Origin of the sequence: uncultured Rhodoblastus sp. (assembly GCF_903903185.1) — a bacterium.
Classification (GTDB): Bacteria; Pseudomonadota; Alphaproteobacteria; order Rhizobiales; family Beijerinckiaceae; genus Rhodoblastus.
Genome location: NZ_CAIUXT010000140.1, coordinates 16,896 through 39,495, shown reverse-complemented (window position 1 = coordinate 39,495; position 22,600 = coordinate 16,896). Strand labels below are relative to the sequence as shown.

The window sequence follows — 22,600 nt, the reverse complement described above, 5'->3', positions numbered from 1 at the left end:
CTCAGTTCGAGATATTGGGCGAGGCCATTTGGGTAGGGGGCTGGTAGTCGCGCTCGACGTTTTGAGCCAGTTGCGCGGCGGCGGTGGTCGCGTGCATGAGTTCCAATCGGAAAAGTTGCACGAGCAGATAGTTGGTTTCTGAAATTTCGGTGGCGATCTCGCGCTCGACGGAGGCCAGAGGCATTGCGGCCAGTTGCGCGTGGTAGTTTGTGCTCGAAAGTCGGCGGTTGGTGTCCAGCATGAGCGCCTGGAGCCAGGAGGCGGTAGGCGTCGAGGCCAATCCTTCGTTTTGCATTTCTGTTTGCTGGTCCGCCGTAAGCGTGACCGAAGGCGATTGGACGCCAATCGCATAACTTGTCACCCGGCGGGCCAGAGACATCCGCGCATTGTAGGCGCGGCGCCGCGCTATCGCCTCTGTGCCGATCGCTGAGGTGAGCTGATCGCCGCGAATGGTCGAGGGAACGACGGGCTGGATCAAGCTGATCGTATAGTCGTTCGCGGCGTTGACGCCATCCTGACCGTTGAGGGTGCCGGAGATGAAGAGCGTCGATGCTTCCTGGTCGCCGTTTGGCGTCGATGAAAGGCTGCATAGCCCCGCTGCCGCCTCGACGTCGGAGCAGTATCGCTTGTAATGCAATTCGTTGTTGGCTTGCGCGGCTTGGGCGGACCCGTAGTAGGCGGGCTGGTTTTTGCCGCCTTCGCCGCGTTTGTCGGTGACGGCCGTGATGGATGTGGCGACCTGCCAACTTTTCGACGCGCCGGTGATGACCGACTGTCCCCCGTCGAGGGCGGCGCAATGGATCGATCCAACCGAGTGTTCGTCACGGATTTGGGCGTTGCGGAAATCGCGCTGAACGCGGGTCATCGCAAGATTTTGGCCGTCGAGCAATTGCCCATGGGCGTCGACCTGCGCCTTTTGGTAATTGGCGATTTGAGTAAAGCCTTGCTGCAGAAGGGTGGTCACGCTGCCAAACTGGTTGGAGCCGAGAAGCTGGCCGAGCGGCCCGTTGGCGCCGAGCTGGCCGGTGATGGAGGTCAGTGTGTTACTCATCTGATTTTGGATGAATTTCATGGCCTGACTGACGCCAAGGCTCGCCCAATCGACGACGGCCATTTGAGCGGAGGCGGAAGTTGGGGCGAGCACGGCGCCGATGGCGACAGCTCTCGCTATGGAGGAGAGAAGACGTTTTTTTTTCATCGCAAAAATCCTTCGGCCGTCCCGAGAGGGAGCGCTTGATTCAGTTGATGGTGAGGAGGGGATCGATGGCGGCGTTGGCGCTGAGCTCACCCGGCATGAAACCGAATCTGTCGATCCGCTCCTGGAGGAATTGCATCGCCGTATCGATGGTGATCGCCGGCCAGTCGCCAACCGGCAATTGAGCCGATCCGATGGTAGAGGCCAGGAAGGCGGCGCTCACCGCAATTGCGATGCCCGCCGCTGAGATCAGGGAAAAGGTTTTCATTGGAGTCGTCCGTCAAAACAAGCCGAGAAGGGAGGTGATCGGGTAGCCGGTCGGGGCGACGGCATTGCCACTGAAATACAGGCCGCCATTGTTGTCGGAGCCTGTGCCTATCCGCGCGATCGTTGGACCGCCGCCGCCAAACGAGAGCTTCGGGCAGGAAATTCCGCCGCCGAGCGAACTGCCGCCAAGGAAGCCGAGGTTGAGCCCCGTCAGCGTGATTCCGCATTGTTTCGACCCCAGTGTGCTTTTCCAGATCTGGCTGAGCTTGTTGCAAATCTGCGTCTGGATGGACTGGAGCAGCGTTTGCGGGTTGAGGAGGTTCATGACGATGTTGAGACCGCTGCCGTTGAAGAAATTGTCCAGACAGGTCAGATTTTTGATCGAATTCGGCTGGGCGATGTCCTTGTCGTCAGCCGCGACGCGCGACGAAATCGCGTTGCTTGCGGCCTGTGTGATGGCCGTGCAGCCGGCGCTCCCTGTCGTTGTGGCTGTTTGAGCGAAGGCCGGCGCCGAGAGCGCGACGCCGGTGGCGAGAACGAGTATTTGGGCGAGTTTCATCAGAACGGTCCTCCTTTGATCGTGGAAGTGGAGACGGTTTCGCAGGCGCGTTGCAGCGCCTCGATGCGGGAAGGATCGAGAATGCGGGAGAGCAAGGTTTTGCGCGCGAGAGCAGCGACGGTAGAGTCAGGAAGAGCGGCGCTCGAGGGCGCGCGACCGCTAGCGGTCATTTTGTGGAGGAGGCTGGCCAACGAGTCGGCTGCGAGGCGTCGAGTGATGTTGTTGAAACGAATTCGGCCAGGGTCGACCGAAAAATAGTGCGCGAGGAAGGAGACCTGTGGCTCCTTGACGGCGGCGATCGCGCCGGCGAAGCGCTCAAGCGCTGCTTGCACGTCGGGCGGAATTGGTGCGGGCGCCACGAAGTCCGCTGAATGTGGAAGGTCAAGCCAAATAAAAGGCGGTCGCGTCGACATCGAGCTCTCCAGATCAGGTTGTTGGAGAAGGATCGGCGTTCTTGGCGCGAAGTCCTAAGAAGATTATTGAGCGCGCGCGGGGCCGATCGTGACCGTTTTGTCATGAACGGAAACCGTGAGACCGAGGGGTTGAACGGCGTCGGCGAGCGTGCGGGTCCAAACCTTTCCTCCACGCCAGTCGACAACCGTGTCTGGATCGGCGGGCGGTTCGAGAACGATTTCGTAGCCATCGGGCGCCATCTGGCGGATAGCGAAGGCTAAGGGAACCTGGGCGCCGAAACCCGCGGCCACTCCGACGGTCTTCTTCGGCGCTTCGGCAGCGGCGCGGTGTTTAGAGGAAGGCGCTTGCGGTTTTAGGGGTCGAGTGGTCTCAGGGGCGGTTGAAGCTCCAGGTCCGGGCATTGCAGCGGCATCCGGCGACGACGGAACCTCTGCTTCGCTTGAAACAAGAGAAAATTCGGCGCGAGCGGGGCACGCAAGAGCGAAAAGAACCAGGAAAGGGAGGATGCGTTTCATCATGAGGGCTCCTGTTTGACGGCGATCATGATGCCAATCGGCGCGAACAGCGAAAAACTCGGACCTCTGCCAAGCTTTGCAATTCGCGCCTGTTAATTACCGTCCGCACGCGGAAAAATCAGGTTGCTCCAACGGTTCGGAACTGGCGCTTCGGCCCTATGTGATCCGGCGCAAATTCACGAATGGCTATGGAAATAGGATTCGTAATTACCGTGTCTGTTCATTTTGTTTTGAGTTTGTTAATTGGTTGCTCAGTGTCCGCCTATCGCGAATCAGAGCGAACGTTTTCTGCGTGAAACCAGTATTTTAGGGGCTTGCAGCAGATGTCTAGAAGACTTGGTGAAATCGATGAAGTCGAGCAGGAACTATTTAATCACGTTTTAACTTTATTCGCGGCTCGCGTCCGTGCGGCGCGGAAGGAAAAGGGTTTCACGCTTCAGACTTTAGCTGAAGCTGTTGGCGTTACGACACCGACCATGTGCCTCATCGAGACTGGTGCAACGAACGTTTCGTTGTTGATCGTTTTTTCGATTGCCCGTGTGCTTGGCATGGATATTGGCGTGTTGCTTGAATCGACGATACCGGTCGATGTAACTCCTGTGCGTGGATTTCCTGTGTTAGGGAAGCCTAAGGTGGACGCTGCAAAGCGGCCGCGAGCCAACGAGACAAGCCACAAAAGGAATTAGAAAATTAGGCTAGCTAATAAGTGAGTCAACGTTCCTGGGTGCATTTTCGCGCCGCAGAACTTGCGCAAAGCCGGCGACGTGAGTGGCGGTGAAAAAATCTCTTCGGGTCGGGGAAGAGTTTATTTGGACTGTGGCAATAAAATCACTGCGTCATGATAAATTGCGATTTTGGTTGAAAAGCTTTTTTTAAGCCGCTTGACGGTTAAGTGAACGCTTGCTTTTTACGACTAGCCATAAAATTATGGGTCCGCTTAACCACGGGGCCAACCATGACGATCCAATTTTCAACCCAATCATACCCGACTTCTGCCGCGAATTTAGGTCCTCTCGAGAATGCGGTCAACGCTCCGCAAACAGCCGTCTTGCTAGACCAACTGCTTCGTGGGATGGCGCAAAGGGGTTTGGGAAGCGCCGCAATTTCGGAATTCCTTGGCATGACGCCCGAGGCGGTCGATGAGCGCGCGGCGGCGCTCGATCTGCCTCGGCCGCACGACCGGCCAATGCGCAAGTCCGGCCCGCGCGGATGGTCGATCGCCGACGTGCAGAGATTTATCGCTCTCTGGCTTGATAATGCGGCGACGAAGTCGATCGCCGCGTCGATCGCGCGCTCGACTGGCAGTCTTTATTACAAGCGCAAGTGGCTCGGTCTCGAATCCCGCACGCGGTCGGAACTGCGGCAGCGTTCCCTTGAAGAGTGCGCGGCGACTCCGCTTCTCTGGACGCCACTCCCTGCGGTCGACACGATCGCTGCGCCGACAGAAGAACGCGCCGTCGGCTTGCAAGAACGTCCGAAGCGGGAAGAGCGGTGGAATTCCGATCGAAGCAAGCGGTGTTCCTCTCTGGCGTTCGCCGGATTGAGCAATGGCGCGATCGCCGCTCGAATGACCTTGGAATTTGGCCTGGAATCTGGCGTGGCGTTCACCGCCAAAGCGATCGCCGACCAATTGTGCCGGTTACAGGTTTTTCGCGATCGCTCGACCCGGTCGGTTGAATTCATCGCTGACGATGAGATCGAGCCGCGCGCCGAGGCCTTTATCGCGGTTTGGGGCATGCAGTGGCGCAAGTGCGACGGTACAACTCGCAACTTCTGGTACTCGCGGGCGCGCGGCGGCCCCCGCAACACCTGCCGCGCATTTCAGATGCGGCAGAAATACGCTGGGCAGCGTCAGGATCGGGAATGCACCGCGCGTTTCGGCGGGGCTTAAAGAGAATAATCGAAAATAATCGTTCGAGTTCGCGCCGTCAACGCCGAGGGTTGATCCATGGACAACCAGAACGCTGCCATCATGCGAAAACTTTCCGATCCCGACTTTCAGGCGGGTCTCGTCAACAAGAGTCTTGTTCTTGTGATGGGGCTTGGAGCGCTGCTTACCGCCTTTGTCGCCCACGACGCCTATCTGTGGGCCAATCCGCCGACGCCGAAATATTTCGTCATCGACGGGAAGAATCCGCCCAAAGAGGTGAAGCCTGTCGACAGTCCGATCATGGACGACACGCAATTGCTCAACTGGACGGTTACCGCCATCCTTGCGCCCTATAACGTGAATTATCACGATTACGCGGAGCAATTGAACCGGGCCGGACGTAAATTCTCGGCAAGCGGCTGGCGTTCTTTTGCCTCAAGCTATATCGCCAGCGGCAATTACGAGGCCATGAAAAAGGGCATGTTGCTTTGTTTTGCACAGCAACAGCGCGCGGCGATCATCACCGAAACCTTGTTCGAAGCCGGGGCGCTTGCCTATCAGGTGCAAGTGCCGGTGGTGCAGACGTGTCAGAACACGCAGGAAGCCAATTCGCAAAAAATGATCCTGACGGCACTGGTCAGGCGCACCAACGCCGAGGATCACGTCGAGGGTCTGGTCGTCGACCAGCTCGTCGCCAAATCGCAATAGAGGGGGACCAAAAAATGAGAGCAAGCGTTCTTTGCCTGTCCCTTTGCGCGGGGTTTATCGTTCCGTTCGCCGCGTTGGCGCAACAGAGCGCGTCCATCGGCGCCGGCGGCGCTGGACACCCGGGGAAAGCCGAGGAAAACATTCCTCTGACGCCGGACATGATCCGCGATCTCGGCAGGCGCGTCGGCGACACGCGCCGCGCGCAGGAAGAGGTTAACACCCAGCAGGCCGCGCCGCAAGCGTCCCGAATCAATGTCGGCTTCACGCCGGGTCAGACGACGCCGATCATTCGGCTGGTGAAGGGCTATCCCACGGCGATTTCGTTTTTTGACGACACGGGCGAACCCTGGCCGATCGAATGGAACACGAATTCCAATCCGGCCGGCGGAGGAGGGGGGTCGACCTGCAGCCAGACGCCGGCGGGCGGCGGCGGTCCGGGCGTGGCGACGGTAGGTTTTTATGTTTGCACGCCGACCGTTGGCAGCAATGTGTTGCAGATTTCGCCGGCCTCGATCGAGCCACGCGGCGGCCTGGTGGTCAATCTGAAGAACGCGCCGAAGCCGGTTTCCTTTTTGCTCGTGAGCGGGGGAGGCGTCTATGACGCCGATCTCACCGTTCATGTCGGCAAGCGCGGCCCGAACGCGCGAGGCCCTGTCGCCCCTCCGGCCGCGCCCGATACGGCCTCGCCCTTCCTCACGTCGATGCTTCAGGGCGCGCCGCCCGCCGACGCGGCGCCGCTCAATGTCGCCGGCGTGAGCCCGGACGATCTCAGGGCATGGAGGATCGGCGATCGGGTGGTGATCCGCACGATCTATCAATTGGTTTCGCCCGAATGGTTCGCTTCGGAAGCGGCCGAAGGGGGCGTCACCGTCTATTCGCTGCCATCGACGCCGGTCGTTCTTCTGTCGAAGAACGGCTCGACCGTTTCCGCCTCGCTTTCGGAGCCCGGCCAATGACCCATACCCCGTCTTCGGAGCCAACATCGGTTCGACGCCTCAAGCCTGGTTTCCTAAGCAGCGCGGGAAAAGGAGGTCCGGCGAGGCTCATCGCGATCACCTTCACTTTGGTTGCGATGGTCGGTTTGGTCGTTGTGTTGTCGATTCGGCGTGACGCCAAGAAAAACGATTCGCAGGTTACGAAAATGCAATCGATGAACCTTCTGCCGGGCGGTCTCAACAGCACTCCGGCGCAGGAAAAGCTTCGGGTCCTGCATGCGAATGCGGAAGCGGAGAAGGCTGAGGTTCAAGCCAAATCCTACACGCCGTCGATGCCCGGATCGCAGCCAATGTCCGTGCACGAAGTCGGTTTGGAAAAGCCCGATGTCGCGGAACAGCCTGCGCCTGCAATTCATATGGTAATGCCTTCTGCGCCTTTATACACGCCGCCCGAGAAGCCGGCGCCTGCGCTACGGCAAGACGAAATGTTCGACGACGCGCCGAAAGTTCAGAAAGTGTCGATGACGACGCCGGATCCAAACGCCGATCCGGGTCTGACGCCGGAGCGCCGCAAGGCGTATGACACTATGATGGCGCAATGGGACATTCAGCCGATGCGAACGACCGTGGTGCTGCCGGAGCGCATTCAGGAGGAACGGGAGTCGGCGGCGCGTGTTCAGACCGGGCGCGAGGCGGTTTCCAACGCGGGGCCCAACAAGGGCAAGTTGCTGGTGCCGGCCGGACGCGGCGTCTATGCGCACACGGTTCTTTCCGTGAATTCGGATTCGGGTGGCCCCATTGTGCTCGAGGCCGACACCGGACCGCTCATGGGCGATCGGATGATCGGTACTTTTACGAAATCCGGAAATGACCGGCTGGTCGTGCGTATTTCGAGAGTCGAGCATCATGGGGAGCCGCTCGAAGTCGCGGGCCTCGTTGTGGCGCCGGATTCGATGGAGACCTCGGTCGCGTCGAATATCGATCAGCACTATGTGGAGCGCTTTGCTTTGCCGGCGGCGGCGGCCTTTATTCAAGGCATCGGGCAGGCGGCGTCGATGAGCAACACGTCGACAACCGTCTCGCCCTATGGCTCGACGACGTCGGTGATCGGGCGGATGTCCGTGGCTCAACAGGGGTGGATCGCCGCCGGCGCGGCGGCTAGCGCGGTAGGCCATGAGCTTACCCAGTCAACTCCCAAGGGACCGACCATTCATCTCGACGCCAACATCGGTGTGGGCGTCATGTTTCTCGATAATGTCGTGCAAAAGTAATCCGGTCTCATCGGGACGAATGTGAGAGCGAAAACCGGCAGTCAAAGGGTTGCCGGTTTTTTGTTGCGTGTATTCGCGCCAAACCTTGCCATCCTGTGAACTCGCATCAAAGGAGCATGTCATGAATCCGCAACCGAATTTTCGCCAGCAACCTGATCGAGAGGATAGCGATCGAGAAATTCATATCGACGTCGAGGCGCCGATCGGCCTTCCGGGTGAGGCCGCGCCAGAAATCACGCTTGTCGAGGGCGAGGGCAGGGACGAGAAAAAGCCGGACGTAAGCCGCGGTCTTGGAGGCGTCCTGGTGAATATTCGTGACGCCTTCGGTCGCAAGAAGACCACGAGGCCGGAAGGGCATGATGTCGTGGACTTCGACGCGTCTGAAAGCGCCGGGCAAAGCGGCGTCGGAGCGCGCTTGGAAGAACGCGAAGGTAACGAGGCCCAAGCCGAGGCCGAGGGGAAGGCCAGTCCCAAAAAGAAGACCGAACCGCGTGTGTTGCTGGGCGGCCTGGCGGCGGTTGCAGTCGTCGCCGCGACGGCCGGCGTGGCGCTTTGGCCGTCGACCGCGACCAGGCCCCCGGTTTCGGAACAGGGAATGGCGGGACAGCAAACGCTGTTGGCGCCAGCGGCTTCTCTCGCGTCTTTGCCCAAGCCCGAGATCACGTCGGCGCCGGAGCGTCCGTCGAAGAAATTTGGCGATCCGTTGCAGGAGATTATGGCGCTCAAGCCGCAGGACGCTCCGCTGGCGGCGAAGGACGCCGCCCCCACACCGGTTGAGGAGAAGAGGGTGCGGCTCGATGACGGCGCGCAGAAGCCGGCGTCGGCGCAGGCAGTTGCAGAAAAGGCGAACGCGGAGTCGCCTGCCGCTCTGCTTGATGGAGCGCCAGGTGAGCCGGCGGGAAAAGCGGCGGTGAAGCCGATTGTCGAAGCGGCTCTCCAACAGGGCGTGGCGGAAGCCGGCGTTGTGGCTCGCGGCCAGGTCGCACCGGTGAAGGAACCGGCGTTGAGCCAGCAGGAAGGTCTCGAGGCGATGCGGTCGCAAACCGCGTTGCTCGAGCGCGTGACGCAACTGGCGGCGCTGGTCGCCCATCTCAACCTCCAGATCAACAGGCTTGAGAGCGTGCAGACAAAACTGTCGACGGGAACGGAGGAGCATTTCGCCGATCTTCAGCGGCGCATGGCCCTGGCTGAAGCGAGTGTTCAGCTCGATGGGGCGGCGAGGGCGCAGGATGCGCGGCATGTCCAGTCGCTGGCCGTGGCCAGTCCTGCGGAGGCAAAAACGCCGCCGGCGCGGATTGTCTTGAAGACGGGATCTGCGCCGGTTCCGGCCGAGAGCGTGGACGACAAACGGCCTTACCGGGTGCAGGCGGCGTCGCCCAGTCTCGCCATGCTCGGCACTGGCGGCAATGAGCGGCCCCTGGAGGTCACGCCGGGGGCAATCGTTCCGGGCTGGGGCCGCGTCAGCAAGATCGAACAGCGCGGGCAGGCGTGGGTGGTCGTGACCGCCGGCGGCGTCATTCAATAGGAAGGAAGACGTCCATGCAGGGATTGGTCAATTTCGCCGGCGACGTCGGAAACGCGATTGCAATTTTTATCCCGACGATTTGCTATTTGATGGCGCTGTTCTGCTTTCTGTTCGCCGCCTGGGGCTTCTGGATGCAGAGCGATCCGACGAATCCGTTCCACGGGCGGCCATGGATCCCGCTCGTGTCCCTCATTCTGTCGGGCGCTTTTGCGAGCTTCGATCAGGTGCTCACCCTGGCCAACGGTAGCGCGGGGACCAATCTGACCGTCTCGATTGGCGCATTGACGAGCTATTCGCCGCCGACCGCCAGCGCTGTCCTCGGCAATGGGCCTGGCGACGCCATCGTGAACGTGGTGACGCTGTTTCAGGGCTTTTTCCAAAGCTTTGGCGCTCTTGCCTGTCTCTTCGCCATGATCGCGTGGCGAGCGATCGTCAACGGTCAGAACAACCGGACGCAGGGAGGTTGCTGCGTTCAGTTCGTTTTTGGTGTGATGCTCATCAATATCGTGACGGTCACAACCTGGCTCACACAGATTTTTCAGACCGCGTGAATTTTTTCCGATCGAGTTCGCGCCGTTTTTCGAGACAGTCGAATGCGAGGGGGACAACAGCGACTTCCTCGCCTCATAAAATCAGGAGTCATCACGTGAAACATTCGGTCATTTTCAAATTCAGCAAACTCGGCGCCCGTATCGCTCCCGGCGTGTCGGCCGGCGTCGGACTCGCCTTGGTCTCGGCTCACGCGGCGTTCGCGCAGGCCGCCGGCGGCACGATCGGCGCTCAGATGGGGACGATGGCGCAGGAAGCCTCCACGGCGGGCGGCACCGTCGCCTCAACGGCGATGTATGTCGGCGCTCTGATCACCTTCGTCTTCGGCGCCTGGGCGCTCTGGCAATCCCGCCAGCCGGAAAACCGCGAAGGCGGCAAGGTGGTCCAGGGCGTCGCCGGTCTTGTGCTCTGCGGTCTGCTCGTCACTGGCGGCTCGTGGATCAACAAGGCAGCCCAGACCGCGACCGGCGCCGCCGCGTCGATCACCAGCACCGCAGGCGTCGTGAGCTTCCAGTAAGAGCATGACGAAAATGGCGCCGCTTGTTCTTTCCGTCCGTCGCCCGACCGGGTCGGGTAGCATTCGGCAAGACAGCGCCGCCCGCGAAGGCTCCTGTCGGTTTTGCGCTGCCCCTGCAAAACCACAGGAGCCTTCTTCTTTTCTGGACGCCGATGGGGCCTGTCCATTTTGTATTCTGGTGAGGCGCCTCGACCGGCCGGGCATCGATGAAGAAACGGTTCTGATCTGGTTGCCCGAGCTGACCCAAGCGGCGTTGATCGCGATTGTTCATGAGTGCCATCGCCGGCTCGCTAAACACGGCCTTCAGCATTTGGCGGGCGTTGGACGATCGGCGGCCGGCGAAGAATTTATCCCTGTCGAGGCGCGCGAAGCGCTGGTCGCGATCGCCTCGTTGCGCGGTCGAATCGAGGAGGTCGAGGCGCGGCTTGGGTCGTCTTCTCCCAAGGCGTTGGCTCAAGCGCTCGTGCGGGTGGACGCCAAGACCTATGCGGATCGGGCGCGCAGACTTCATGGCGTGCGCCTTATGCCGCTCGGCCGAAACGTCAAGGCGGCGCCGCAAACTCTTTCTTGAGACTTTGGAGGATAGGGCCGTGAATGCGATCTCTCGATTTTTGGCAAGCATTTCGTTGGCGCTGAAACAACCGCTGGCCGGCTACTTCGACGTCGAGACGACGCACGGCGACGCGTTGATCACGAAGCAGGGTGACTATTTGAGCTTCATTCGCGTCGGCGGAATGAAGCGTATCGCGACACGCAAAGACATCGAACGCCTCTCGGAATCGTTGCGCGTCGAACTGTCCGGAACGCTGGAAAGCAAAGGCCACGCGATTGTCGGCTGGTATCTTTCCGATCCCGAAATGGCCGAATCGGAAATCGAGCGCGTCAGTCTCGCCTCCTGCCGCAAGGTCGGCAAGGAACTCGGGCTCGATCTCGGCGATCTCCTGGATGAGCGCGCCAGGTTGTGGGCCACGACGATGCGCTGGGAGGCGTCGTGCCTGATCTTGTGGACGCGCAGAGCCGTCCTCACCAAGGAAGAAGTCAAGCAGATGAAGGAGGAGCGCGCTTCAGCCGCACGACAAGTTCCGGCGATCGGCGACGCGCAGCGATTCTTCATGCGCTCCGAGTTGATGGCGGCCCATCATGACGGGTTCGTGAGCCGCGTGTCTCAGGCGTTGCGAGGCATCGACGTCAACGCGACCGAGATGAGCGCGCGCGAAGCTTTGGTTCTGGCGCGTGAAGCCATGTATCGCGAGACGGCGGGCTCGGCATGGCAGCCGGTCCTGATCGGCGACAAGGTCATGTCCCGGATGCCGGAAGACGACGTCAAAACTCCGTCCAGGGAGGGGCTTCTTTGGCCGTCGTTGCGTAGTCAGTTTTTCCATGAGGACGCGGTGACGAGCGGCGGCCAGGTGGTAGAGATGGGCGCCTATGAATATGCGCCTGTCGATTTGATGATCGGCCCGGAGGATCCGAGGCCCTTCGTTGAACTCGCCGCGACCCTTGGTCAGGACAGGGTTCCCTGGCGATGCTGTTTCATTCTCGAAGGCGGCGGTCAGTCTGGATTGGCGATGAAGGAAATCGGCGCGTCGTTTTTGGCCATTTTTCCGCAAAACCGGGATTTGCAGCGCGGTTTCGCTGCTTTGCGGGCGGCGCGAGAACAAAACAATCATATTTCGGTCAAGCTCCGGGCCTCTTTCGCGACCTGGGCCAAGGCGGGCGAAACGCGCGCCCTGCGAAGGCGCTCCTCGACGCTGGCGCAAAGGATCGAGGGTTGGGGCGGATGCAAGTCGGCGCGCATCGCCGGAGACCCTCTCGACGGTGTGATGGGTACGGTGCCGGGCATCGCCCTCGCCTCGACGGGAAATCCGTCGCTGGCTCTTCTTGGCCAGGCGCTCCCCATGCTGCCCTGGAACCACACGATTTCTCCGTGGACCGAAGGGAGCGTGCTGTTCCGGCTGCCGTCCGGCGCCATCTGGCCCTATGACCCGGCGGGCGGATCGAAACGGCCGGTGGTGATCGACATTTTTGTCGCGCCGCCGGGCTCGGGCAAGTCCGTGATCGCCAACACGATCAATCTCGGTCTGTGCCTGTCGTCCGCCGTGCTTGGCGGCTCCGAGCCCAAACTTCCGCTGATCGGCAAGCTCGACATTGGGCCATCGGCTGAAGGATTTGTAAGGTTGATCCGGGAAAAACTCGGCCCGGAGCGCGAGCACGAGGCGATTTACGTGACCATGCATTTCGCGGCCGGCTACGAGTTCAACGTGTTCGACCTGCAGGTCGGCTGCGAAGATCCGCTGCCGCTCGAACGCGCGTTCCTTGAAACGTTTCTGTCGCTCTTGACCCTTCCGGCGGACACGTCGAAGCCGTTCGAGGGTTTGACGCAGATGATCAAGCTGGTGGTCGACGAGGCCTATCGGCGATGCAAGGACGTTCCCGGCGGCACCCCGAAACGATATGTGCCGGGGGTCGAACCACTCGTCGACGCCGCGCTCGACAGCCATCGCATCCAACTCCATCCGGAATATCCGATATGGCGTGACGTGGTGACGGCGCTTTGCGAAAGCGGTGAATACCGTCTGGCGGAAATTGCGCAACGGCATGCGGTGCCGGTGCTCGAGGATCTGATCGTCGCGGCGCGCTCCGAACAGGTGGTCGATCTGTTCGAATCATTGAAGATCGAATTGACCGCCGAGACGGCGTCGCAGCTTTTCGACCGCTATATTCGTGACGCCATTCGGCGCTTTCCGACGCTCAACCAGCCCACCCGGCTCGACTTTGGCTCGGCGCGCATCATCGTGCTCGATCTGCAGGAAGTGGCGCCGACCGGCTCGGCGGCGGCCAATCGCCAGACCGAGATCATGTATCTTTTGGGCCGGCACATCCTCGCAAGAAACTTCTTCCTGAAGCCGGACTATCTTCGCTACGTCCCGGAGTTCGTTCGGCCGTATCACGCCAAACGCTTTCAGGAAGTTTACGAATCGGTCAAGCGTCTTGACTATGACGAATGGCATCGAACCCGAGGCAGCGAACTGGTGCAGGCTCAAGCCCAGCTCGATGCGCGCGAGGGCCGCAAGCACAATGTCCAGCTTGGCTTTTCGAGCCAACGCCTCGGCGACATGAGCGATTCGATCCTCGCGCAATCGACCGGGCGCTTTATCCTGGCCGTCGGCGATGAAAAAGAAGCCGAACAGGCGATCGAGCGGTTCAATCTATCCGAGGGCGCGGCCCAGGTGGTTCGGCATGGACTCCATGGGCCCGGTCCAAACGGCGCGCCGTTTCTGTTTGTCCTTCAGGTGGACAACGCCAAATACGAGCAGGTGCTGGTCAATCAGTTGGGGCCGGTCGAGCTGTGGGCGCATTCGACGACGCCCGGCGACAGCGCGTTGCGCAATCGTCTCTACAGCGCCCTGGGCTTTGAAGAGGCGCTTCGCCGGCTGGCGACGGTTTTCCCGAAAGGCTCGGCGTTGAAGGAAATCGAGCGCCGCAAGGCCGATCGGCTCAAGGCCGGCGGGATGGAATCGACGGCGCAAGCGGGCGTGGTCGACGATCTGGCGGCGGAGCTGATCGACGGGCGCGGTATCGCGTTGACGCTGCGACCCTATGAGCGAGACGGCGCAGCGCTTTTGGCCGCGGCACAATAAGTCTTCGACGAGCGGGCGCAACCGCTCCTCGTTTTTTTTATCAAAACGCATTTCGAGTTCGCGCCATCGCCGCCGAAGTTAATTGTGACGAAGGAGCCATTCATCATGGGGCAAAAGGTTTCCACATGGGTTTCGATCGGCCTGGCAGCGTGGTGTCTTGCCGGCTGCGCTCAGGTGACGCCGATCGCGACGACTGTGCCCATGCCGGGCATGCCGAATGCCGAATTCGCGCTCCAGCGGAGTATGAGCGACGTCGGCGTGGAAATGGCGCGCATTGGCAAAATAGGACCGGAGGTCGTGGCGTCGGATCGGCCGATCGTCGTTCCGGGCGAGCTCGATCGCCGGGTGTCCTTTCAGTGGAACGGATCGCTCGACGACGCGGTCCGCGAGCTGGGAAAAGTCGTCGGCTACACGGTTGAAATCAGGGGAGCGTCGATCTTCATGCCGCGCGTTCAGGTGTCGATCGATCCCGCTCCGCGCCGCGTCTTCGACCTGTTCATCATCCTGGGCGAGCAGGCCGGGTCGCAAGCGGTCGTGCGTCTCGACTCCCGGCATCATGTGGTGGAGGTGGTTTATCGTGGCTAAGCGTCGTCTTCTCTCGGGTGGCGCAGCCGCCGCAATGCTGGCTTGCCTCGCGGGCGTTGCGACCGCCGCCGATGTGGGCGCCCCGGCGCCGGCGCCGGAGCCCGCTCCAGCGCCGGTTCTCATTCAAGAGCCGCCGCCCGTTCCGTCGCGCCCCGACGGCGCGATCTTGATGCCTGTCCCGCCGGCCCCCTCTCCGGAGGAAGTCGATCGCAGGGCGAGTGAGCTGGCCAGTGGGCTGAACAAGCCTGTGACCGGCGCCCTGGTGGAACCGCAAGTGGTTGGCGGCGAGCGTCCCCCTTCGCTTGAAGCGCTTCAGTCCGCGCGTCCAGGCGGCGTTGTTGGTATTCCGGGGGCGCCGCCGCTCGAACCGGGCCGTGAGGAAACATTGCGCGACGCCGGCCTGACTTATGGCGCCAAGGGCGGCCTTGCGGGGCGCGCCTTCGCCATCAATGAAATGTTGCGCAGATACGAGGACAATCTCGATCGCGTCTATGATTTCGACGCCGTGGTGCTTCATCACCCGGGTAGCCGAATTCTGATGGTCCCGCCGATCGTTTCCGAGGCGCAGATGGCCTTCGCCTTGACCGAACAGGGCCAGGTGGCGCGCGAGACCGCGTGTGTCTACTCGATCACGCGCGCGGCGCGCCTGGCGTCGGCGCCGCCGAACTGGCGGGCCTATCTCGTCCGCGATTGGGGCTGGCCGAAGCAGCCGGCCGACGCCGTGCTCCCGCGCACGGAACAAGAAGTGCAGTATTGGAACAAGTTTGTCGCTGAAGGCTGGGGACGCGGCGAGAAACAGGCGGTCGACATTTACCTCGCCGATCTCGGCCGGCTTCAACGCGACATCGTCGGCATGGCGCGTTACCGCGTACTGTTGAAAAAGGGCCTCGTCGAGAATCCGCGTGTCGTCTTCAACGAGAAATCCGTCGATGGCGGCGGCGGGGAGTTGCGTGGCGGCGATCGTGTCGTCCGGATCACGGGTCAGCCGGGTCTCAGGGCGAACGGGGCGCCGTGGTCGCGCGGCTCACGCGATTGTCCGAGGTAATCCGATGCTCGCGATGGTGGAAAAACCAGAGGCTGTCGAGGCGGACAACTCCGTCGAATGGCGCGACAATGGCGAGCGGTGGGTGGTCGATAGCCGGCACAATGCGCCGGGTTTGGACAGCTTCATGAGCCATGTCCATCGCCTGGGCGGGGAGCAAATCCAGTTCGCGACGTTTCAGCCGGCGGCGTTTCGCCGTTACGGCCGGAATTACAAGGTCACGTCGCGCCTCTCCCTCGATGAGAGAGAAGCGGCGGCGATCGTCAATCATCTTTATGGCGCCGATGGAATGGCGCGGCTTCAAGGCGGCCAGGACATCAATGTGATGTATGTGATCGGCGTGCCGCGAAAAGAAGTGTTGAGGTTTCGCGTCAATATCACGCCGGCTGTGACGAGCCAGGGCATCGGCGTTCATGCGGTCATTCGTCCGGTCAAGGATCTTCCGCCACCCCTTGAAATGCAGAATGTCGAGCCGGGCATTATGGCGAATTTTCGCATGAGCAAAGGGCTGATGATTGTCTCGGGCGCAACGGGATCGGGCAAATCGACCCTGATTGGCGGCATGACGATGGCGAAGCTGATGGACCCGGACGGGCATCGCAACATCATCGAATGCGCCGAGCCGATCGAGTTTCTGCTCGATCGCGTGCGCAGCCGGACGAGCACGATCACGCAAAGCGAAATCCCGCGTAATTTGCCGAGCTTCGACGCCTTTATGGAAGGCGCCATGCGGCGCCAGCCGACCGACATCATCGTTGGCGAATGCCGCAAGCCCGAACATATGCGCGCGACGATTCACGCGGCGATTTCGGGTCATGCGACCGCGACGACGCTCCACGCGGAAACGGTGTCGCTGACGATGCAGCGCATTGCAAGCCTGCTGCCGCCCGAGCAGTTGAAGGATCAGATGATCGCCCTGGCGCAGGCGCTTCGGCTCGTCATCAATCAAAGGCTTGTACCAACGCCCGAGGGCCGCTGGACGCCGCTGCGCGAGTTTTTATTCTGCGACGCCGAGTACCGGCGGCGTCTTGCGACGGCGCGCGCCGACGACTGGCCGCAGATCACGATGGAGGCGCTCGAGAGCACAGGGCAGACTTATGCGCGAGCGATCGAGAACGCGCTCAAGGAGGGCCGTATCGACGAGGAAACCGCTGAAATGGTTCGGCGGGAAATCCAATAGGAAGGACTGGGCATGTGGCGTGATACTGGAAAGCCGGTCAAGGTGTGGGTGCTCGACGCGCGAGCATGTCTCCCGGTGCTTGTTTTCGTCGTCTACTGGTGCTGGCCGACTTTCTATATCGCTCTCATCGGCGTGATCTTCTTCTCGATGATCAGCTGGGCCGGGATGACCGTTCCGGCCACGTTCAGGATGGTTCGGCGTCTCCTGGTCGGTCCGTTCCGGCCTGCGGTCCCCGCGTGGAAGCGTCGGAGGTTCGCGTGAGCAAGGGAATCGATGTCGCGCGCGTCGCGGCGGTGGTGCGCCAATTGCTGGTGGACGCCGGGCGCGAAATTTTGCTCGAGGATCGAGCGGGCGGGGAAACGGTCGTGGTGCCGCCGGACGCGGCGGCGGCGCCGGACGGACTGCTGCCGGTCTTTTTGGCCTCTGGCGAAGCGCTCGCGCTCGACGCTTTCGGCCAGGGTTTTGGGCTCAAGCTGACGCGCGATCTCGAGGCGTTCTTCTCCTGGCGTGTCGAAGCGATTACAGCAGACACGTTTTCGGAAGTCATGCTTCCGACCATGGAGGCGATCGCTCAGGCCTCGACGCCCCGCGGGATCATGGTTCTCGATCTGGCGCGGGTATTCGACGAGGCGTCCGCCAGAGCGCAGGCGCGGAGGGCTCCGACATGACGCGACGCGCGGCTGTTTTCGGCGCGGCGGTTGCGAGCGCCATTATGGTGGTCCGGCCCGCGAGCGCGGACGAGTTGATGATTGGAGCGTGCATCAAGGCGGCGGCGGAGGCGCATAGCGTTCCCGCCGGCGTTCTTGTCTTGCTGCTGGACGTCGAGCGCGGGCGTTTGGGGGCCGTGAGCCAGAACACCAACGAGACCGTCGACATTGGCCCGATGCAGGTCAATCAGATTTGGGTCGACAAGATCGCGCAACGCTGGAGGACGTCCAGGGAGGCGGCTTATCTGGCGTTGCGCGACAGTTTCTGCGCCAACGTCGAGGCCGGCGCCTGGATCTTGAGGCAGGCGCTCGACGAAGCGCCGGGCAATCTGTGGGACGGTGTGGCGATCTATCATTCCCATAACGCCATCCACAAACGGGCCTATCTCAAGGCCGTGTACGCGCATGCGATGCAACTGCGCCAGCGGGCGATGGCGGGGCTGGAGAGGGCGACGCCATGACGCCGGCGCGCGGTTCCGGCGCCGGCGCGGGCGATTCCAGCGCGGTTCTGCTTGTCGTCATATTCGTCGGCTTGGGGTTTCTTCTGTGGACCTCATGGCAGACCGCCCATGGCGCGATCAGCACGGGGGCGATGTGGCTCGCCCATTGGGAAATGAAGGCGATCGGCTATATGTCGGATCGCTTTCAGGTCGCCGATGCGCAGGTCTTGAAGGCCAATCCCGAAGCGGTGAGTTTCGACCAGCTCGTCCGGCTCTATCGCAACATCGGCGCGTTTTTCCTTTATCCGGCGGTCGGGATGACGGGGCTTCTGGCGGCCGTCTGCTTTGCTCGAGCGGGCAATCAGCGCTTCACGCGGCGGCTCGATCTCGAAGGTCTGATGCGCGAGCAGTCGAAAAGTTTTCCGTTCATTTCCTGGGTCGTTGATCGAAAGCTCGGACTGACCGGCGTTCGGGACGGAAAACCGCGTCCCGGCGATCCAGCGTTGCGGCCGGACGAATGGGCTCGCCTGTGGGCGGTCGGGACGGAGGGCGCATTCGACGCGGCATTGGCGCGTGAGGCGCTTTTTCGCCAGCTCGGCGAGCCATGGAGAGGGGTGAAGGCAGCGCCGGCGTCGGTGAAGTGCATGTTGGCGGTATGTGCGCTGCACGGAGAGGGAGATCGGGAGGAAGCCATCGAACTTCTCGGGCTTTTGTCGTCGTCTCTGCCGTTTGACAAGAATGACGGCGCGACGGGGCCGGAACAGCCGCTCGCATTTCCGAAAAAGACGGTCGACATCGCCGATCTCGTTTTGAACGACGAGGCGATTGCGCGCAAGGCGCTCGAAGCCATGGGCCGTCATTTCTACACGACGACAGGTCTGATGACCGTCTTGTGCGAAGCCCGGGCGCGCGCCGGCGCGCTGCCGCCGGGTCAGTTCGCTTTTTTGAAGCTGGTCGATCGGGAATTGTGGTTCGCGCTGCACTCGCTTGGCTTCGAAAGCGAGGGGCGCCGCACGCATGTCCATCCTTGTCCGAGGGTCGAAGCGATCGGCGCGCGGAGCCACTGGGAGGCGGAACGCGGCGCGGGACGGGCCCTGGCTGTCTCGGAATTCGAAGCCGCTTTGACGGCGCTGAAAATTGCCTTGTGACGGGGCGTTTGGGCTTGGGAGTTCGCGCCGTTTGAGCGGATCGTCGAGGTTCAAATCTGGAGGATGCGATGAACAGTGAAGGTGAGACCGTTGAGCGGACGGTGAAGGTGGAGTTGCATTTTCATGTGTCGCTGGCCGCGGCGCCTGGTCCCGATTGGACGGCAGGGGCGAGCGGAGATCGGAATGAGCCGCGATTTTACCCCGAGCCGCCGAGGAAAAGCCGATGGATCGCCAAATCCTTCGGGGCTTTGTCTTTGCTCGCCGCGGCGGCCGTGGGCGTCAGCCTCGTTCATGGGTTTGCCGTAGGACCGGGGAATCGGGCGGAGTTCGCGGCGGCGGCGCCGCCGCCTCCGCTCTGGGTTCCGTCTGCGCCGGCCGGCGTCGACACGGGGCGTATCGAGAGGCCGGTCGCGGGCGAGGAAGCGCCTCAAGGCGGCGCCAACCCGCCGCGTCGCGGGACTACGGCGTTCGGTCTCCATTAAGCTTTGTCGCAATCGGGGTCTGGCTCGGGATCGGGGTTTATCTCGGAATCGGCGGAAAACGTTAAGGAGTCGTCGTGCTTCAACGTCAAATCGTGGGTCCGCAGGAGCGTTTTGAGGTTTCGAGCGGTCGCCTTCGTCGCGACGTGCGGCCTTTGTCGACAAGAATCTCGGCCTTCCTGATGAGCGAGGCGTCTGGTCTGGTGCTAGGCGTCGCCGGCGTCGCCATGTTCATTGAACCGGCTTTGGTCAATCTTGCGGTCCCGGCGTCCATCCTTTACGCGGCGGTGGTCCTCGCCCAGAAAGTGACGTTGCCGCTGCGCCTGCCGATGAGCGCGCGGATGAAGGATTATAATTATCCCTCGCCCGACGACCGCCGGCCGAGGCAGGCGGCGGGAACGATTTACCTCGGGCGCGATCTGAAAGGCCGGGAGCTTTGGCTATCGTCGGACGACGGACGCCAGCATGCGACCGTTCCGGGAACGACGGGAGCGGGAAAGACGACCGCGCTCGTGGGGTTTTTGACCAATGCGCTGGCCCATGGCAGCGGCTTTGTGCTGGTCGACGGCAAGGCCGATAACAAGCTTTTCGGCGAAGTGCTGGCCCTGGCGCGCCGGTTCGGAAGAGAGGACGACGTTCTGTGCCTCAATTTCATGACCGCGTCGGGTGAAAAACAATCCAATACCTTCAACCCGTTTGCGGTCGGCAACGCCGACGCGATCGGTGAAATGCTGTCGAGCCAGTTGGGCGAGGCGGGCTCGGGAGATTCGAACCAGGTCTTCCGCGATCGCGCGGTCGCGCTGGTCGGCACCATGGCGCCGGTCCTGGTCTGGATGCGGGACAACAAAGGCGTGTCCCTCAATATCGACACCATACGTTTCAGCTTCGAGCTGCGCTGCATCTGGAAGGTCGCGGTCAAGAAGCTTTTCGAGCTGCGCGACGTGGTGTCGGGGGAGATCCAGAACATCGACGTTTCGGACATTCCCGAGGACGTGATTTATCCGCTGCGCGCCTACCTCGGGGAATTGCCGGCCTATGACATGGCGCTGGACTGGAACAAGCAAAAGACCGAGGAGCCGTCGAAACAGCACGGGTTCGCCGTGTTTTATTTTACCCGAACCTTCGAGCTTCTGGGCGTTTCGCTTGGTCACATTTTCAAAGTGCAGCAGTCTGAAGTGGACATGCGCGACGTCGTTCTCAACCGCAGAATTCTGGTGGTGAACCTGCCGGCGCTCGAAAGCTCCGACGACAGGCTCGCCGCGCTCGGCAAAATCGTGGTGGCGTCGCTGCGCGGCATGATGGCGCAGATGCTGGGGTCGCGGCTCGAGGGCGATCACGACACGATCGTCGCCAACAAGCCGGGCATGGGAACGGCGCCTTTTCATGTCGTTCTCGACGAGGTGGCGAGTTATGCGACGTCGGGCATGGATCGAATGCTCGCCATGGGGCGCGGCCTGAATTTCATGTTCTGGCTTGGCCTTCAGGAGATTTCGGGCATCTGGGCGCGCCTGGGCGAAAAAACGGCGTCCCTCCTCGGCAACGCCAATTTGACCGTGGCCATGCGCTTGCAGGACGCGAACCGCACGCGCGAGTGGATCGAGAGCACGGCGGGCCGCACCACTGTCTCGCAAGTCTCGAATTTTCAGGTGGACGATTTGGGCGAGTTCGCGAGTGGCCGGTCGGCCGAGCTTCGGGAAACCTCGCGGGTGGATTGGCGTGATTTGCAAGGGCTGATTGAAGGCGAGGCGATCATCCTTTTTGGCGGCCGACGCATTCATGCGAAATTGTTTCACGCCGATGTAAAAGTGAAAGGGCCGATGCGGCTGAATCGCTGCCTGGCCCTGCCGCCGCCGGATGTGAAGAAGATCGTGGCGGACGCCGCGAAGGTCGATGCGCTGGTCGGCCGGATTGAACGAGGGCTTGCTTCCGATGGCCGGCGAGCGGAACGGTCGCCGGCGTTGAATGCGATGATCCAGACGTTTGCGCGCGCTTCCGGCGAGGGACGCGGCGCGGAGCCGTGTATTGCCGAAGCCCTGCGGGCGGCCGGGGAATGGGCGAAAGGATCGCCGGCGCCGGGCGAATCGTTTGAGACGATTTTTTCCCCGATGTTGGAACGGCCTCTAGTTAAGAAAAACGATCTCGAGCCGCGAGGCGGCGATGATCTGATCGATCCGGCCGATCTTGAAACGATAGGCAAGCTGGTCGCTATCGAACCTATCGTGGGCGGCGATGTCGAAGCGGGACGCGAGGCCGTTCGTGGGCTAGTGGCCTCGGCGAAGGCGAGCGGGTACCGGTCGCCGGGCGCTCCAATGGGGCGAGAGGATCAAGCGAGTCTTCGGAGCGAGTTGGTCGAGGTCATCCTGGAGGTGGATGCGGCGCTCGGTGAATATGTCGAGGAGCATCAAGCTGTGCGGTCGGCGAGTATGGCGCCGTGAATTTCTGGAGGCGGAAGTGAACCTGGACGATTACAATTGGTTGGAATTGCTGATCCTGGTCGGTCTGATCCTTTGCCTTGCATTGATGGGCCGCGGCTTTCGCGATGCGCGGTATTGTCGCGGCCGTTTTTTGAGCAAGAACGAGAAGGAATTCCTGCGAAAGCTGGATCGCATCGTTGGCGCCCGTTATCGGGTTTTCGTGCAGGTTCGTCTTGCCGATCTTGTCGATGTCGAAACGGGCGCGAGCAATCGTTCCCGCTGGAAAGCGATAAGCCGGGTTTTTGCCAAAAGTGTAGATTTTGTCCTTTGCAATCGGTCGACTCTCGACCCAGTCTTGATTCTTGAGCTTGACGATCGTTCCCATCAGGCGGCGGATCGACGGCGGCGAGACCAGCTCGTGGATCGCGTTTGTGCGGAGGCTGGACTGCCGCTCGTGCATTTGAAGGCGCGGTGGTCCTATAGCGAGGGAGAATTGATAAAAACGTTGCGTGGGGCTGGCTTAAGCTTGGCGCTGAGCAATTCGATGGAAGATCTTTGAAATGCGAATCCTGGCGCCTGGTGGTTTGATCCGTCTCTATCCGTTGAAGAAGATTACCCACTATTTATAGAGGCGACGAG

General features: G+C 61.5%; 24 protein-coding genes. 19 read left to right on the top strand and 5 right to left on the bottom strand.

Going from position 1 to position 22,600, the window contains the following annotated elements:
- Nucleotide 1: 1 nt before the first annotated feature.
- The 5 genes from QZY01_RS13105 to QZY01_RS13085 form a co-directional block, all read right to left on the bottom strand.
- On the bottom strand, nucleotides 2-1,114 hold the full coding sequence (locus tag QZY01_RS13105; RefSeq protein ID WP_294537751.1) for a hypothetical protein: 1,113 nt from the start codon (nucleotides 1,112-1,114) through the stop codon (nucleotides 2-4).
- A gap of 124 nt (nucleotides 1,115-1,238) precedes the next feature.
- The gene (locus QZY01_RS13100; protein ID WP_294537750.1) at nucleotides 1,239-1,463 is read right to left on the bottom strand and encodes a hypothetical protein; all 225 of its coding nucleotides are present in this window, start codon (nucleotides 1,461-1,463) and stop codon (nucleotides 1,239-1,241) included.
- A 12-nt stretch (nucleotides 1,464-1,475) separates the two neighbouring features.
- Entirely contained in the window at nucleotides 1,476-2,021 is a 546-nt protein-coding gene (locus QZY01_RS13095; RefSeq protein WP_294537749.1) for a hypothetical protein, read from the bottom strand.
- Nucleotides 2,021-2,434: a hypothetical protein gene (locus QZY01_RS13090; protein ID WP_294537748.1), complete on the bottom strand. Its 414-nt coding sequence runs from the start codon at nucleotides 2,432-2,434 to the stop codon at nucleotides 2,021-2,023. The genes QZY01_RS13095 and QZY01_RS13090 overlap by 1 nt, the downstream gene beginning before the upstream one ends.
- 63 nt (nucleotides 2,435-2,497) lie before the next feature.
- Nucleotides 2,498-2,953 carry a hypothetical protein gene (locus QZY01_RS13085; RefSeq protein WP_294537747.1) on the bottom strand — a complete coding sequence of 152 codons (456 nt, stop codon included), beginning with the start codon at nucleotides 2,951-2,953 and terminating at the stop codon, nucleotides 2,498-2,500.
- A 320-nt stretch (nucleotides 2,954-3,273) separates the two neighbouring features.
- On the opposite strand from QZY01_RS13085, the gene QZY01_RS13080 reads away from it, so the two are divergent.
- The 19 genes from QZY01_RS13080 to QZY01_RS12990 all read left to right on the top strand — a co-directional run bounded on the left by QZY01_RS13080 (nucleotide 3,274) and on the right by QZY01_RS12990 (nucleotide 22,520).
- Nucleotides 3,274-3,636, top strand: a complete 363-nt coding sequence (locus tag QZY01_RS13080) for a helix-turn-helix transcriptional regulator (RefSeq protein WP_294537746.1) — start codon at nucleotides 3,274-3,276, stop codon at nucleotides 3,634-3,636.
- 269 nt (nucleotides 3,637-3,905) lie between these two features.
- A complete protein-coding gene (locus tag QZY01_RS13075) occupies nucleotides 3,906-4,841 on the top strand; it encodes a hypothetical protein (RefSeq protein WP_294537745.1) in 936 nt (311 codons plus the stop codon).
- 57 nt (nucleotides 4,842-4,898) lie between these two features.
- A complete protein-coding gene (locus QZY01_RS13070; protein ID WP_294537744.1) occupies nucleotides 4,899-5,528 on the top strand; it encodes a DotI/IcmL/TraM family protein in 630 nt (209 codons plus the stop codon).
- Between the two features lie 14 nt (nucleotides 5,529-5,542).
- Nucleotides 5,543-6,484 carry a DotH/IcmK family type IV secretion protein gene (locus QZY01_RS13065; protein ID WP_294537743.1) on the top strand — a complete coding sequence of 314 codons (942 nt, stop codon included), beginning with the start codon at nucleotides 5,543-5,545 and terminating at the stop codon, nucleotides 6,482-6,484.
- Nucleotides 6,481-7,734 carry a DotG/IcmE/VirB10 family protein gene (locus tag QZY01_RS13060; RefSeq protein ID WP_294537742.1) on the top strand — a complete coding sequence of 418 codons (1,254 nt, stop codon included), beginning with the start codon at nucleotides 6,481-6,483 and terminating at the stop codon, nucleotides 7,732-7,734. Before QZY01_RS13065 ends, QZY01_RS13060 begins: the two co-directional genes overlap by 4 nt.
- 121 nt (nucleotides 7,735-7,855) lie before the next feature.
- Entirely contained in the window at nucleotides 7,856-9,259 is a 1,404-nt protein-coding gene (locus QZY01_RS13055) for a hypothetical protein (protein ID WP_294537741.1), read from the top strand.
- A gap of 14 nt (nucleotides 9,260-9,273) precedes the next feature.
- Entirely contained in the window at nucleotides 9,274-9,810 is a 537-nt protein-coding gene (locus QZY01_RS13050) for a hypothetical protein (RefSeq protein ID WP_294537740.1), read from the top strand.
- 95 nt (nucleotides 9,811-9,905) lie between these two features.
- The gene (locus QZY01_RS13045) at nucleotides 9,906-10,325 is read left to right on the top strand and encodes a hypothetical protein (RefSeq protein ID WP_294537739.1); all 420 of its coding nucleotides are present in this window, start codon (nucleotides 9,906-9,908) and stop codon (nucleotides 10,323-10,325) included.
- A 13-nt stretch (nucleotides 10,326-10,338) separates the two neighbouring features.
- On the top strand, nucleotides 10,339-10,896 hold the full coding sequence (locus tag QZY01_RS13040) for a hypothetical protein (protein ID WP_294537738.1): 558 nt from the start codon (nucleotides 10,339-10,341) through the stop codon (nucleotides 10,894-10,896).
- A gap of 19 nt (nucleotides 10,897-10,915) precedes the next feature.
- Nucleotides 10,916-13,966, top strand: a complete 3,051-nt coding sequence (locus tag QZY01_RS13035) for an ATP-binding protein (protein WP_294537737.1) — start codon at nucleotides 10,916-10,918, stop codon at nucleotides 13,964-13,966.
- A gap of 105 nt (nucleotides 13,967-14,071) precedes the next feature.
- Nucleotides 14,072-14,551, top strand: a complete 480-nt coding sequence (locus tag QZY01_RS13030) for a DotD/TraH family lipoprotein (protein ID WP_294537736.1) — start codon at nucleotides 14,072-14,074, stop codon at nucleotides 14,549-14,551.
- A complete protein-coding gene (locus tag QZY01_RS13025) occupies nucleotides 14,544-15,596 on the top strand; it encodes a type IV secretory system conjugative DNA transfer family protein (RefSeq protein ID WP_294537735.1) in 1,053 nt (350 codons plus the stop codon). The genes QZY01_RS13030 and QZY01_RS13025 overlap by 8 nt, the downstream gene beginning before the upstream one ends.
- Nucleotides 15,597-15,600: 4 nt before the next feature.
- The gene (locus tag QZY01_RS13020; protein ID WP_294537734.1) at nucleotides 15,601-16,773 is read left to right on the top strand and encodes an ATPase, T2SS/T4P/T4SS family; all 1,173 of its coding nucleotides are present in this window, start codon (nucleotides 15,601-15,603) and stop codon (nucleotides 16,771-16,773) included.
- A 12-nt stretch (nucleotides 16,774-16,785) separates the two neighbouring features.
- Nucleotides 16,786-17,034 (top strand): IcmT/TraK family protein, encoded by a 249-nt coding sequence (gene icmT / locus QZY01_RS13015; protein ID WP_294537733.1) that lies wholly within the window; start codon nucleotides 16,786-16,788, stop codon nucleotides 17,032-17,034.
- Nucleotides 17,031-17,441 (top strand): hypothetical protein, encoded by a 411-nt coding sequence (locus tag QZY01_RS13010; RefSeq protein WP_294537732.1) that lies wholly within the window; start codon nucleotides 17,031-17,033, stop codon nucleotides 17,439-17,441. The genes icmT and QZY01_RS13010 overlap by 4 nt, the downstream gene beginning before the upstream one ends.
- Nucleotides 17,438-17,941, top strand: a complete 504-nt coding sequence (locus QZY01_RS13005) for a lytic transglycosylase domain-containing protein (RefSeq protein ID WP_294537731.1) — start codon at nucleotides 17,438-17,440, stop codon at nucleotides 17,939-17,941. The genes QZY01_RS13010 and QZY01_RS13005 overlap by 4 nt, the downstream gene beginning before the upstream one ends.
- Nucleotides 17,938-19,068 carry a hypothetical protein gene (locus tag QZY01_RS13000; RefSeq protein ID WP_294537730.1) on the top strand — a complete coding sequence of 377 codons (1,131 nt, stop codon included), beginning with the start codon at nucleotides 17,938-17,940 and terminating at the stop codon, nucleotides 19,066-19,068. Before QZY01_RS13005 ends, QZY01_RS13000 begins: the two co-directional genes overlap by 4 nt.
- A gap of 556 nt (nucleotides 19,069-19,624) precedes the next feature.
- A complete protein-coding gene (locus QZY01_RS12995) occupies nucleotides 19,625-21,982 on the top strand; it encodes a TraM recognition domain-containing protein (RefSeq protein WP_294537729.1) in 2,358 nt (785 codons plus the stop codon).
- A 16-nt stretch (nucleotides 21,983-21,998) separates the two neighbouring features.
- Entirely contained in the window at nucleotides 21,999-22,520 is a 522-nt protein-coding gene (locus tag QZY01_RS12990; protein ID WP_294537728.1) for a DUF2726 domain-containing protein, read from the top strand.
- Nucleotides 22,521-22,600 lie beyond the last annotated feature (80 nt).